The sequence below is a fragment of the Prevotella disiens genome, assembly GCF_900454955.1.
Classification (GTDB): domain Bacteria; phylum Bacteroidota; class Bacteroidia; order Bacteroidales; family Bacteroidaceae; genus Prevotella; species Prevotella disiens.
Genome location: NZ_UGTL01000002.1, coordinates 240,329 through 253,418, shown reverse-complemented (window position 1 = coordinate 253,418; position 13,090 = coordinate 240,329). Strand labels below are relative to the sequence as shown.

Below are 13,090 nucleotides of genomic sequence, written 5' to 3'. Positions count from 1 at the left end.
CGAAAATGAAAGAATTAAAAATAGGAATGTTGCAGTTGCACAATACTGCTGATACACAAAAGAATATAGAAAATTTGACAGAGGGTATCAGAGATTTGGCAAAACGTGGTGCTGAACTCGTTGTATTGCAGGAATTGCACAACTCATTGTACTTTTGTCAGGTGGAAGACGTAAACAATTTCGACTTAGCCGAACCCATTCCTGGTCCTTCAACCGAGCATTTTGGAGCGTTAGCAAAGGAAAACAACATCGTCTTGGTAACATCTTTATTTGAAAAACGTGCGGCAGGATTGTATCATAATACGGCTGTGGTGTTCGAAAAAGACGGCACCATTGCTGGAAAGTATCGTAAAATGCACATTCCTGACGACCCTGCTTATTACGAAAAATTTTATTTTACACCAGGTGATTTAGGCTTTGAACCTATTAACACCAGTGTTGGACGTCTCGGCGTGCTCATTTGTTGGGACCAATGGTATCCTGAAGCTGCACGTTTAATGGCTTTGAAGGGCGCAGATATGCTGATTTACCCGACTGCAATCGGTTACGAAAGTTCTGATACTGAGGAAGAAAAGGAACGCCAACGCACGGCATGGACGACCGTTATGCGTGGGCATGCGGTGGCAAACGGTCTGCCTGTAATTGCTGTCAATCGTGTTGGGCATGAAGACGACCCAAGTGGTCAAACCAAAGGTATTAATTTTTGGGGCAGTAGCTTCATTGCAGGCCCTCAAGGCGAGTTGCATTATCAAGCATGCAATGATGATGAAGAGAGTTTAATAGTTGAAATTGATTTGCATCGAAGCGAAAACGTAAGACGTTGGTGGCCCTTCCTTCGCGACAGACGCATTGAAAACTATGGCGATATTACCAAACGATTTATCGATTAACTGCCAATCAATGTTCGAAATAAGGAAGTCGGAAAAGAAAGATTTAAACTTTGTCCTCGAATTGATAGCATCGGGGAGGAAGAAAATGATTGAATCGGGCAACACAAAGCAGTGGAGCAATGGTCAGCCGACTACAAAGCAAATTGAAAATGATATTGAAAACGGCAACAGCTACTTGGTTTTTTCAGCAGAAGGTAAGCCCATTGCCACGTTTGCATTCATCATTGGCGAAGACCCAACCTATTTGAAAATTGACGGAGTAGGGTGGTTGAACGATGAAAAATATGGAACAATTCACAGAATAGCCTCTGTATCAGGCGTTCACGGTATATTTGCGAGCGTTCTAAACTATTGTTTTCAAGCCATTGACAACATTAGAATTGATACCCACGAGGACAATATTCCGATGCGAAATGCCATTAAAAAGTTTGGTTTTACCTATTGTGGCATCATTTATTTAGCGAATGGCGACCCACGAAGGGCCTACCAAAAAGTAAAAAACGAGTAACGATATGACAGAAAAAGAAAAGCAAAATCAAGGTTTACCCTATATTGGCAGCGACCCAGAAGTGTTGAAAGGCTTGAACGAATGCAAAGACGAGTTGTTTCGTATCAACCAAATGATGCCTTCAGATGATGAGCAACGCAACGCAGCTTTTAGGAAATTGTTTGGAAAAACAGGGAAAACGTTCAAGATTATCGCCCCTTTTTTCTGCGATTATGGTTATAATATCGAGATAGGCGAGAAGTTTTTTGCTAATACCAACCTTGTAATTCTTGACGAAGCGAAGGTAAAGTTTGGCGACAACGTGTTTATTGCGCCCAATTGCGCCTTTTACACGGTTGGGCATGCACTCGACCCAATCGAAAGAAACAAAGATATTCAATATTGTTATCCTATTACTGTTGGCAATAATGTGTGGATTGGCGGCAACGTAGTGGTACTTCCTGGCGTAACCATAGGCAATAACGTTACCATCGGAGCTGGGTCTGTCGTTACAAAAGATATTCCCGACAACGTTGTAGCTGTTGGAAATCCTTGCCGAATCATCAAGACGATAGAGTAAAAAACCTTACTTATTTTTTCTTTTTCTTCTTTTTCTTGACACCAAATAAATCCCAAATGTTGGTGAAATCTTTCTTCATGATGACACCAATGCCTTGTGTGTTGAGCGAATTTCGGGTGAAATATCGGTCGTTGGCTCGGTTGTAGAAGTTCAGAGCTATATTTCCACTTGGTGTCAAAAGGTATTTGATGTCGAAATCACCGATAAATGCCGATGTGTTGGTGGCTACATTATCGCGATAACCAAACTCGCCATTGATGAGCAAACGGTTGTTTAGCAGACTGCCCGACAGAATTCCTTGATATTCGGCATTGCTAAATCCGTCGTTACCTGTGGCAATATTTGCACCAAAATTCCAATGATTATCCTTGATAACATTCGAGAGAATTGTGTTGATTTGCTGCGATAGCGTTCCCGAAAGAATACTTTGCATCACAAGCGACGCCTGTCCTTTTTGTCCAGGTGTGCGTTGTGCAGCGTTGTTAGAGGTCTGTGGGTAGAATCTTCCTACTGCCAACAAATAGAGAACTTGTTGGTTAAGGTCTTGTTCCGAGTTGAGTACCGATAAAACCATTTGCTTTGCATCTGACGAAAGGTTCGGCAAGTCCAATCCGAAAGTAACTTTTGGTGTCCCAGGTGTGCCGTTAATGTCTAACAAACAGTTCACTTCTGTATTGTTTGAGCGGAACGAATTGCCCATTTGCAAGTCGGATAGCGGCACAGAATTGAGGATATAAGAGCCTTTCAGACTGAGTGCTGCATCAAACGGATTTCCTCCGAAGGCAATTAACGAGCCAGGTTGGAAAGCAAATTGGCGTTTAATGATATTCTGAATGGTGAAATTATAGTGTCCTCGTTCAATGTTGTAATTGCCAAATATATTGAATGCGCCTTTATTATAGTAGGTAGCACGAATGACACCCGACCCATTGAGCTCAATATTGTCGCCCGAAGCCTCGTCCATAAGTACGCCGAGTGTGAAATTAGGATTCGTATTGATGAGACAATTGATGTGCAAATCACTTGCAATAGGGGAGATATTATTGTCAATTGAGTCGCGTTTTTGCCATTGTGTGGTTTGAGTTATGGTTGCCGAAAGCGTGTCTGGCGTCATATCACGCCAACGAATGAACGAATTTTCGTCAATAGAATTTTTTGCTGCATTGTAGGTTATGAACGAATTTTTGGTGGGTTCCATGTTCACATTGATAGTCGTTTCGTTCTCTCGCCCAATGAGTTGGCACATACCATTGCCATATACTTTGCCCCAAAAAGTATTGTTTGTGTCGTACCGCCCATGGTTGTAAACCATTAAATTCTTGGCATTTACATCAATATCGAACGTAAGATGTCGCAACGCTTGGTGGTGTAATCCGCCCGTAACAATGCCAATGTTGCCGTCAGCATCGTAGACTGTATCACGTTCAAAGTATATTTCGTTCGGAATAAGGCGCACTCTGCCCTCATGAAGGGTGTAGGTTGTGCCGAGAGCTTTTAGTCGCACAGACCCCGAAGCCAGCATATCGCCTTCAAGATTTACATCAGATAGCGGTCCAACCACCTTTACCCAGCCGTTTCCACGCAGGTTGATATTATCCATAAAGGCTTTGCAAAATTTGTTCAAGAAGTCTAATTTTGTATCGTGGGCAGTAATTGGCAAGTTAATATACTTGCGTTTGATGTCAATATATCCGCCCACATCGGTTATGTTATCGTCGCTAATGGCTTTTGCGTCCACATTAATGCGCCCTTCGCTATGGGTGTAATCGGCGTCTGCAAAGAGCGTTCCCATGTCAGTATCTTGAAATTCAAACTTCTTTACAGTAAGTTTTGCGTGCGCTTGCAGATTGGTAAAAAGCGATTTAATGGCAACTTCGCCCGATGCGATACCGTCGAATGTAACGCTATGGAAATTAACTGCTTCGAGAATATACGGCACATCAATATCTTTGAGTTGGACGATTAAGGAGTCAGACGGATTGCCCGATGCTTGCCCATTTATAATAATATGTTGTGCTTTATTCGATAATTCGAAGTAATTGATATACAAATTGTTGTGCGAATAGGTTAAATCGGAAGGTTGAACCTCCAATCCTATCGTATCGACCATAATTTTCGAAGGCGAGAAGTGGAGATGAGTTGCCAAATTTCCTCGTGTTCGCTTGAACGAAGCCGCACAATTGATTTGTCCACGGATAGGTTTTTTGCCATGCGTATCGAATGAAGACAGCGTTTGTAGTTGGTTGTTGCGAGCGATAGCGTGCGTGTTTAGTGAAATGTGCCGCCCCGAAAAGTCAGTACGATTGCCCTGTAACTGAATGTCCAACCCTTTGTTTTGCGTTGTAATATCTACCTGCAAATTTTCAATTTCGTTGTTGGCGTAAGTGATTTGAGGCGCATTGAGGCTTAAATCCAATGCGTTACGCGCTTCGTTTATGGTGGCATTAAGATTTAAATATTGTGGAATATCCACTTTAACTTTCGCCAATTCATGCAACAAATCGGTATTTTTGATGTTGGCAGTCAGAGTGAAAGCATTGTTGCCCACTCCTTTTGTCCAACGTTGCGGACTGCCTACTATCGCAGGAAGATAGGTTCCCACCACATTTTTAATACTTTGAACGAGTGTTTTATAGTTGAAACGTCCTGAAATAGAAGCAGTTCCAAAGTCGGAATTAAGCGTAATGGACTTATTCAACAGGCTAACTGATGTTTTCAAATCCAAATGATTTACCTTAATATTACGATGTGGCTCATGCAAAGTGAAGTCGTCTATTGATAATTGTCCTATCAAATCGTCTAAGGTCGTTCCACTGCCGACAATTTTCGAATTGAATGTGAACGAGCGATTGCCTAAAACATTGGTTAGACGTAGGTTATGAAGGTTCACAGCCTTGGCATTGATTTGCGCATCTACATTGATTTTTGCCCGCTTTGCCATGAATTTCCGAATATTTCCCACCGTTCCGTCAATGTAAATTCTACCATTTGGGTCGTCTAACGATAGTTTTCCACGGAACGCATCGTTGAGGTAAAATCCGTCCACTTTGATGTTGCGGTAGGCATAACCATTGTAGTCGAGGAGTGGAATAGAACCCTTGGCATACAGGTGGTTAAGGTCGGTAGTACCTTCGACAAACAAGTCGGCAACAAAAGCGTTGATGTGCGACGACGTAAGAATATTTCCCAACGCAAAATGTTGGGTATGTAGCTCGCCCCGAAGGTTTTTTCCGTTGAGCGAAACATCAACATCGGCATTGCCCGCAGCAAGTGTTAAAGTTCCTTTTACATGGTGATTTTGCCCTCCACCTGACACCTTTCCTTTAAAATTTATATCCCCAATATTGTAGATTTCCTTCGGTAGGTTAAAATGGAAAGCCTTCGCTACATTTTTAATAGTGCCGCTTTTGACGTGCAAAACAATAGCTTTTATGTTCCAAAATAGGCTGTTTTGCAAATTTTTCAATTGGCCCTGCAAATCGGCAACAATACTTCTGTCTTCGGCACGCAATACAATTTTTTTTATGTTCAACTGCTGCAAATCACCTGCAACGTTTGCTTTCAAATGCAATTTTGTCCCAAATGGGCGGAGTTGGGGTAGGAGGAAAGCCAAATCTTGTGGCGTAATATACGAATTTTTTATGCGCAATTCGTGTCTTGCACGGTTTAGATTAGGCTTCTTTTCACCCTTTTTGAAAGTTGCTTGATAGAAAGGTATAGAAATTTTCGATTGTGGAAGTTCCACAAAAACATCTTTCATTTCTATACTTTTCTGATTGGCTGTAAGATTTAAACGCAAGTTTTTAAGGTCTAAACCCGATGCTTCGGTGAACGAAAAGTTGCGGATTGCAGCTTTGATTTGTTGGTCGGTCAGTTCGTTTAAATTGATGTGTCCCGAAACATTGCGCAAGTCTAAATGGTTGAAATTCAGACGATGATGTGTCGTAGGTTGGGAAAGAACATCGTAACGCACGTTGGTATGGCGCACAATCAAACTTTGAATGCGCAAGTCTAACGGCTTTTTCGAAGTGGTATCGCGTGAAGCCAAGGAATCGATAACAAATTGAAAATTAGGCTTTGAAGTAGGGGTCGCACGATAAAGCTGGGCATTCATTCCGAAGATTTGCGCTGATGTGATGCGCACTTTCCCCTCCTTAATGAGTGTCCAAATATCAATTTTTGCTGCAATGCGTGTGGCTCTCGCCATGAGTTTGTCGGTTTGGTCGTTGATAACAACTCCGTCTACCACAAAATGGTTTAACATTCCTAAATCGACACGCTCTACCGAAACCTTTGTTCCAAGCTTTTCGGAGAGGGCATTTGCAACTTGTGAGCCTACAAAGTGCTGCACAAAAGACATGCGCAATAACACTATCGTAAGCAAGTACAGTCCTATTGCAGACCATACAAACCAGCGTATAAAAGTTCTTAGCTTCTTCAAATCAAGTGCAAATCTACAATTTTTCAATCTTATATTAAAATTAATGATACAAAAAGTTTCTAAACTCCCTAAAATTTGCTATATTTGCATGCTGAATTAGCATAAGAATTCATTAACTAAAAGTATGGTAAATTTAATAAGGTTGCGTAAGGGTTTAGACATAAAACTCAAAGGGCGTGCTAAAAAACAAACTATGCCAACGAAGTTATCGAAAGAGTTTGCGCTCGTTCCCGATGATTTTGTAGGCGTAACACCTAAGATGGCTGTAAAGGCAGGCGACCATGTTAAAGCTGGAGAAGCAATTTTTGTGAACAAGAATTCTGAGGAAATAAGATTCGCATCACCAGTGAGTGGAATTGTGAAAGAGGTGGTTAGAGGAGAACGAAGGAAGATTCTCTATGTAAGCATTGAAGCTGACGAAACCCAAGAAGCCGTAGATTTCGGAGCGAAAAACCTATCGAAAATCAATGGCGAAGAGGTGAAAAAGGCTTTGCTGGAAGCGGGGTTATTTGGTTATATTAACCAACTACCGTATGCTGTTTCAACCACTCCCGACACAATGCCGAAGGCTATTTTTGTGTCCGCATTAAGAGATAAACCATTACAAGGCGACTTCGAGTATGAACTTGAAGGACAGGAAGAAGCGTTTCAAACAGGATTAACCGCACTCTCAAAGATTGCAAAAGTTTATTTGTCAATTGGCGCAAAGCAAAGTAATGTAGCATTGACGGCGGCAAAGGACGTAGAAATCAATGTCTTTGACGGTCCTTGTCCAGCTGGAAACGTAGGAGTTCAGGTTAATCATCTATCACCTGTAAACAAAGGAGAAGTGGTTTGGACAGTAGAACCAACCGCAGTTATCTTTTTCGGGCGATTGTTTAAGACAGGTAAAGTAGACTTAACACGATTGGTTGCAGTGGCAGGAAGTAAGGTGAAAGAGCCTTCTTATGTGAAAGCCTTGGTGGGAACACCTATCAAAAACATTTTGGAAGATAAACTTACAACAACAGAACATGTGCGCATATTGAACGGAAACCCATTGACAGGAGTCATTGCAGGCGAAAATTCATACCTCGGTGCGCATACTTCAGAGATTGTTGCAATGCCAGAAGGCGACGATGTAGACGAAATGGCTGGTTGGATAATGCCACGTTTCAAAGATTTTTCTACATCACGAAGCTATTTCAGTTGGCTTTTAGGAAAGAATAAGGAATACGATTTGGACGCGCGCATCAAAGGCGGCGAACGTCATATCATTATGAGTGGCGAGTACGACCGCATGTTACCAATGGATATTTATGGTGAATACCTTATTAAATCTATTGTTTCGGGTAACATTGATAAGCAAGAACAACTCGGAATTTACGAAGTTAGTCCTGAAGACTTTGCATTAGCAGAGTTTGTGGATAGTTCAAAACAACCATTACAACAAATTGTGCGTAAAGGTTTGGACATTCTAAGAAAGGAAAACGCGTAACCTTTTATATTATTTGAGAATATTAAACTTTAAGTGATTAAAATATGAGTTTAAGAAATTATCTTGATAAGTTGCGTCCACAATTTGAAAAAGGTGGAAAATTGCATGCTTTCAAGAGTATTTACGATGGTATGGATACCTTCTTATACGTTCCTCACGAAACTTCTAAGAGCGGAACGTCTATCCATGATGCCATCGATTCAAAACGAATTATGAGCATGGTAGTGATTGCTTTGATTCCTGCAATGTTGTTCGGTATGTACAACATCGGTTATCAAAACGCATTAGCTGCTGGAAAATTAGGCGAAGCCACCTTTATGGGCATGTTCCTTTATGGTGCTATCATGCTTTTGCCTAAAATCTTAGTATCTTATATCGTTGGTCTTGGCATCGAATTTGCTTGGGCGCAATGGAAAGGCGAGGAAATTCAAGAAGGCTATTTGGTAAGTGGTATTCTTATTCCCCTTATCATTCCTATCACCTTACCCCTTTGGATGTTAGCATTGTCAGTAGCTTTTGCCGTGATATTCACCAAAGAAATCTTTGGCGGAACGGGTATGAACACCTTTAACGTGGCATTAGGAGCACGTGCTTTCCTTTTCTTCTCGTATCCAGCAAGCATGACAGGCGATACAATTTGGACTTCAACAACGCAAGCTTTCGGATTTGGATATACTCTTCCTGACGGTTTCACAATGGCAACCCCATTGGGTGAAATCGCACAAGGGGCGGATGTGAACACTTCGTTGAACGATATGATTATTGGTTTAATACCAGGTTCTGTGGGTGAAACGTCAGTTATTGCTATCGCAATCGGTGCGCTCATCTTAATTTGGACTAACATTGCCAGTTGGAAAACCATGCTTAGTGTGTTCCTCGGTGGTGCGGCTATGGGCTGGTTATTCCACTCTACAGGCGCAAGTCCACTGCAATGGTACGAACATATCGTCTTGGGTGGCTTCTGCTTTGGTGCAATCTTCATGGCTACCGACCCTGTAACATCTGCAAGAACCGAAACGGGTAAATGGTATTTTGGCTTCTTGGTAGGTGCTATGGCAGTCATTATTCGTGTGTTGAACCCAGGATATCCTGAAGGAATGATGCTCGCTATCCTTTTCGGAAATATGTGTGCTCCACTCATCGACTATTGTGTGGTACAATCAAACATCAACAAACGTGCTAAACGTGCTAAAAACTAAGGAGGCAAAAAATGAAAACAAATAGCAATTCTTACACTATCATTTATTCGATTGTACTTGTTGTTGTGGTGGCTTTCTTGCTTGCTTTCGTTTTTCAAGCATTGAAACCTGCGCAAGATGTGAATGTTCAGCTCGACCACCAAAAGCAAATTTTGTTTGCTCTCAACCAAAATAGAGACATGACTAACCCCGAAGCAGAACAGCTTTGGAAAAAAATCATTATCGCTGATGATGTGATTGACGAGAATGGAAAGGTCGTAGAAAAGGGCGAACAAGGCGGTGTGAAGGCTGGCTTTAAGCTTAATAGTGCTGATGCAAAGGCAGGAAAGTTGGCTTTGTTCCGTTGTAAAGTGGACGGACAAGACAAGTATGTAATTCCTGTTTATGGCAATGGACTTTGGGGACCAATCAATGGTTTCATCGCTTTGAATGCCGATAAATCGACTATCTTTGGCGTTTACTTCAACCACGAAAGCGAGACCGCTGGTTTGGGTGCTGAAATCAAAGATAATAAGGCTTGGCAAGATAAGTTCAAAGGGAAGACTCTCTTCGACGCACAAAAGCAAAACATCGTCTTTTGTGTAACTAAAAAGATTGACAACCCTAAAACTCAAGTTGATGCCGTTACAGGAGCAACCCTCACAAGCAACGGTGTAACAGAGATGTTTCAAGGACAAAAAGGTGGTCTTGCCTCTTATAAGAAGTTCCTTACAAATAAGTAATCAATTTGAACAATAAATAATAAAAACAAAAAATTATGAGTTTGTTCTCTAAACAAAATAAAGAGGTTTTCATGACCCCACTGAATTTAGACCACCCAATCTTAATTCAAGTGCTTGGTATCTGCTCAGCATTGGCAGTAACCTCACAATTGAAACCTTCTATCGTAATGGGATTGGCGGTAACAGTGATTACTGCTTTCTCAAACGTTATTGTTTCAATTATCAGAAACACTATTCCTAATCGCATTCGTATTATCGTGCAGCTTGTCGTTGTGGCAGCTCTCGTAACCATTGTGAGCCAAATTTTGAAGGCATATGCCTACGATGTTAGCGTACAACTATCTGTTTACGTGGGTCTTATCATTACAAACTGTATCCTTATGGGACGTTTGGAAGCCTTTGCAATGACCAATAAACCTTGGCCAAGTTTCTTAGATGGTATCGGAAACGGATTAGGCTATGCGTTTATCTTAATCCTTGTGGGTGGCTTCCGAGAACTTTTCGGACGTGGCAGCTTGCTCGGTTTTAAAATTATCCCACAAAGTTTCTACGATATGGGGTATGTTGATAATGGTATGATGGCTATGCCTGCCATGGCATTGATACTCCTCGGCTGCGTTATTTGGGCTCATCGTGCATATTTTTATAAGGAGGAAAAATAATTATGGAACATTTAATAAGTTTATTCTTCCGCTCCATCTTTGTGGACAACATGATATTCGCATTCTTTCTTGGAATGTGTTCATTCCTTGCGGTATCTAAAAATGTGAAAACATCGTTCGGATTGGGTGCAGCGGTTACTTTCGTACTCGTTGTAACAGTGCCTGCCAACTATCTTTTGCAAACAAAAGTGCTTGGCCCAGACTGTTTAATGGAAGGCGTAGACCTCTCTTATTTGAGTTTTATCCTCTTCATTGCCGTCATTGCAGGTATTGTGCAATTGGTTGAAATGGTTGTTGAAAAATATTCTCCTTCTCTCTATGGTGCATTGGGTATCTTCCTTCCACTCATCGCTGTGAACTGTGCCATTATGGGAGCATCGCTCTTTATGCAACAACGCATTGGACTTGACCCAGCAAGTTCACAATACATCGGCTCATTCTGGGACGCTGTCATCTACGGACTCGGTTCTGGTATTGGTTGGATGTTGGCTATTGTGCTAATGGGTGCTATTCGTGAGAAAATGGAATACTCTGATGTACCAAAGCCCTTGCAAGGTTTGGGCATCACCTTTATTACTGTAGGCCTTATGGCAATGGCTATGATGTGCTTCTCAGGACTTAAAATTTAATATCAAAATGGCAGAATTTATATTATATAGCATTGCTGTTTTCTTGGTTACAATCCTCCTTTTGGTGGTTATTCTTCTTGTGGCAAAGAAATATTTAAGCCCAAGCGGAAAGGTAACAATCACGATTAATGGCGATAGAAAGATAGAAGTAGAACAGGGTGGAACCATTATGGGAACGCTCAACGAGAACGGTATTTACCTTCCTTCGGCTTGTGGCGGTAAAGCAAGTTGCGGTCAATGTAAATGTAAAGTAGAAGAGGGTGGGGGCGAAATACTTGATTCTGAACGTCCACACTTCTCTCGTAAGGAAATAAAAGAGAACTGGCGATTGGGCTGTCAAGCCAAAGTCAAGGGCGACCTCTCTATTCGAGTGGCTGAATCAATCATGGGTGTGAAAGAGTGGGAATGCGAAGTTATTTCAAACAAGAACGTTTCGTCTTTCATCAAAGAGTTTAAAGTGGCTCTCCCGCCAGGCGAACACATGGATTTCGTGCCTGGTTCGTACGCTCAAATCCGCATTCCTAAGTACGATTGCATCGACTACGATAAGGATTTCGATAAGGAACTCATCGGTAAGGATTACCTTGGCACATGGGAAAAATTCAATATTCTTTCGCTTAAAGCAAGCAACCCTGAAGACACCGTGCGTGCTTACTCAATGGCGAACTATCCTGCTGAGGGCGACATCATTACCCTCACTGTGCGTATTGCTACCACTCCATTCTTGCCACGTCCACAAGTAGGATTCCAAAATGTACCAACAGGTATCGGTTCGTCTTACATCTTTAGCCTCAAACCAGGCGACAAGGTTATGATGAGTGGTCCTTATGGTGAATTTGCACCTAACTTTACGTCAGGAAAAGAAATGATTTGGATTGGTGGTGGTGCTGGTATGGCTCCTTTGCGTAGTCAAATCATGCACATGCTCAAGACTTTGCACACACGCGACCGTGAAATGCACTTCTTCTATGGTGCGCGTGCGTTGGGTGAAGCTTTCTTCTTGGAAGATTTCTGGGAATTGGAAAAGGAATATCCAAACTTCCACATGCACTTATCGTTAGACCGTCCCGACCCAGTTGCTGATGCAGCAGGTGTGAAATACTATCAAGGTTTTGCGGTTAATTGCATTCGCGATACTTATTTGAAGGACCATGAAGCCCCAGAAGATTGTGAATATTACCTTTGCGGTCCTCCTATGCTCATCAAAACCGTTACCGACTATCTTGATAGCCTCGGCGTAGAGAAAGATGCTATCCGCTTCGATGACTTCGGATAATAGCTTTCTTTCCTTAAAACAAAGGAATGAACGCAGAAAACATATTAAAAGGTGGAAACGCAATAGAGTTTCCACCTTTTTCTTGGATTCTACTAAACCTTACACTCTTATTATTTCCAACGAGCATGTACGAATTTCGTTTCACTCATTGGATAAGATATAGCTGCACGCTACAAATTGAACTTTGTTCTCGCTTGCAATATCTTTCGCATGCTTCGTCTGGCTTAACGAAATCGTTCTTTTTCAAGTGCGATTTCTCGCCACGAGCATGTACGAATTTCGTTTCACTCATTGGATAAGATATAGCTGCACGCTACAAATTGAACTTTGTTCTCGCTTGCAATATCTTTCGCATGCTTCGTCTGGCTTAACGAAATCGTTCTCTTTTAGAGTGCAAAATAGCTGCTTTCTGGCAAGTTATGATACTTTGTAGGGGCGTGATTTATCACGTTCCTCTCCGCAAATTTTAGTGTATTAGGAACGTGATAAATCACGCCCCTACAAAGTATCATTGCTCGAAAGGTTCTATTTCTCGTCACGACCATGTTCAAATTTCGTTTCGCTCATTTGTATGCTTCGTGTAGTTTAACGAAATCGTTCTTTTTCAAAGTGCGATTTCTCGCCACGAGCATGTTCAAATTTCGCTTTGCTCATTTGTATACTTCGTGTGGCTTAACGAAATCGTTGGTTTTATTGCTATGCTTTTGCACCGATTTAATATTATTCA

11 protein-coding genes are annotated in these 13,090 nt (G+C 41.7%); 10 read left to right on the top strand and 1 reads right to left on the bottom strand.

Annotation, left to right across the window (positions count from 1 at the left end; translation table 11 throughout):
• The first annotated feature begins 5 nt into the window (after positions 1 to 5).
• From DYI03_RS11535 to DYI03_RS11525, 3 genes are read left to right on the top strand one after another with little or no spacing between them, the layout of a single operon-like run.
• Positions 6 to 890 (top strand): carbon-nitrogen hydrolase, encoded by an 885-nt coding sequence (locus DYI03_RS11535; protein ID WP_004355201.1) that lies wholly within the window; start codon positions 6 to 8, stop codon positions 888 to 890.
• Positions 859 to 1,398: a GNAT family N-acetyltransferase gene (locus DYI03_RS11530; RefSeq protein ID WP_051263432.1), complete on the top strand. Its 540-nt coding sequence runs from the start codon at positions 859 to 861 to the stop codon at positions 1,396 to 1,398. Before DYI03_RS11535 ends, DYI03_RS11530 begins: the two co-directional genes overlap by 32 nt.
• Positions 1,399 to 1,402: 4 nt before the next feature.
• Entirely contained in the window at positions 1,403 to 1,957 is a 555-nt protein-coding gene (locus DYI03_RS11525) for a sugar O-acetyltransferase (protein WP_021669131.1), read from the top strand.
• A 10-nt stretch (positions 1,958 to 1,967) separates the two neighbouring features.
• Here the strand turns inward: DYI03_RS11525 and DYI03_RS11520 are convergent, their stop codons facing one another.
• Positions 1,968 to 6,431 carry a translocation/assembly module TamB domain-containing protein gene (locus tag DYI03_RS11520; RefSeq protein WP_036870188.1) on the bottom strand — a complete coding sequence of 1,488 codons (4,464 nt, stop codon included), beginning with the start codon at positions 6,429 to 6,431 and terminating at the stop codon, positions 1,968 to 1,970.
• 91 nt (positions 6,432 to 6,522) lie between these two features.
• Here DYI03_RS11520 and DYI03_RS11515 point away from each other — a divergent pair, with 91 nt between their 5' ends.
• The 7 genes from DYI03_RS11515 to DYI03_RS13330 are packed head-to-tail and all read left to right on the top strand — an operon-like array spanning position 6,523 to position 12,662.
• On the top strand, positions 6,523 to 7,875 hold the full coding sequence (locus DYI03_RS11515) for a Na(+)-translocating NADH-quinone reductase subunit A (protein WP_021669129.1): 1,353 nt from the start codon (positions 6,523 to 6,525) through the stop codon (positions 7,873 to 7,875).
• A gap of 44 nt (positions 7,876 to 7,919) precedes the next feature.
• Positions 7,920 to 9,074: an NADH:ubiquinone reductase (Na(+)-transporting) subunit B gene (locus DYI03_RS11510; RefSeq protein WP_021669128.1), complete on the top strand. Its 1,155-nt coding sequence runs from the start codon at positions 7,920 to 7,922 to the stop codon at positions 9,072 to 9,074.
• An 11-nt stretch (positions 9,075 to 9,085) separates the two neighbouring features.
• The gene (nqrC, locus tag DYI03_RS11505; protein ID WP_021669127.1) at positions 9,086 to 9,796 is read left to right on the top strand and encodes an NADH:ubiquinone reductase (Na(+)-transporting) subunit C; all 711 of its coding nucleotides are present in this window, start codon (positions 9,086 to 9,088) and stop codon (positions 9,794 to 9,796) included.
• A 35-nt stretch (positions 9,797 to 9,831) separates the two neighbouring features.
• Positions 9,832 to 10,458 (top strand): NADH:ubiquinone reductase (Na(+)-transporting) subunit D, encoded by a 627-nt coding sequence (locus DYI03_RS11500; RefSeq protein WP_004355403.1) that lies wholly within the window; start codon positions 9,832 to 9,834, stop codon positions 10,456 to 10,458.
• Between the two features lie 2 nt (positions 10,459 to 10,460).
• Positions 10,461 to 11,087, top strand: a complete 627-nt coding sequence (gene nqrE / locus DYI03_RS11495; RefSeq protein WP_004355374.1) for an NADH:ubiquinone reductase (Na(+)-transporting) subunit E — start codon at positions 10,461 to 10,463, stop codon at positions 11,085 to 11,087.
• A 7-nt stretch (positions 11,088 to 11,094) separates the two neighbouring features.
• Complete coding sequence (nqrF, locus tag DYI03_RS11490; RefSeq protein ID WP_021669125.1) at positions 11,095 to 12,363, top strand: NADH:ubiquinone reductase (Na(+)-transporting) subunit F; 1,269 nt, start codon at positions 11,095 to 11,097, stop codon at positions 12,361 to 12,363.
• A gap of 26 nt (positions 12,364 to 12,389) precedes the next feature.
• Positions 12,390 to 12,662 carry a hypothetical protein gene (locus tag DYI03_RS13330; protein WP_147287683.1) on the top strand — a complete coding sequence of 91 codons (273 nt, stop codon included), beginning with the start codon at positions 12,390 to 12,392 and terminating at the stop codon, positions 12,660 to 12,662.
• Positions 12,663 to 13,090: the final 428 nt, after the last annotated feature.

Coding starts and splice junctions, on each gene's coding strand:
- nqrC (WP_021669127.1), top strand. CDS start 9,086: ATGAAAACAAATAGCAATTCTTACACTATCATTTATTCGATTGTACTT.
- DYI03_RS11500 (WP_004355403.1), top strand. CDS start 9,832: ATGAGTTTGTTCTCTAAACAAAATAAAGAGGTTTTCATGACCCCACTG.
- nqrE (WP_004355374.1), top strand. CDS start 10,461: ATGGAACATTTAATAAGTTTATTCTTCCGCTCCATCTTTGTGGACAAC.
- DYI03_RS13330 (WP_147287683.1), top strand. CDS start 12,390: ATGAACGCAGAAAACATATTAAAAGGTGGAAACGCAATAGAGTTTCCA.
- DYI03_RS11510 (WP_021669128.1), top strand. CDS start 7,920: ATGAGTTTAAGAAATTATCTTGATAAGTTGCGTCCACAATTTGAAAAA.
- DYI03_RS11525 (WP_021669131.1), top strand. CDS start 1,403: ATGACAGAAAAAGAAAAGCAAAATCAAGGTTTACCCTATATTGGCAGC.
- DYI03_RS11530 (WP_051263432.1), top strand. CDS start 859: ATGGCGATATTACCAAACGATTTATCGATTAACTGCCAATCAATGTTC.
- DYI03_RS11535 (WP_004355201.1), top strand. CDS start 6: ATGAAAGAATTAAAAATAGGAATGTTGCAGTTGCACAATACTGCTGAT.
- nqrF (WP_021669125.1), top strand. CDS start 11,095: ATGGCAGAATTTATATTATATAGCATTGCTGTTTTCTTGGTTACAATC.
- DYI03_RS11515 (WP_021669129.1), top strand. CDS start 6,523: ATGGTAAATTTAATAAGGTTGCGTAAGGGTTTAGACATAAAACTCAAA.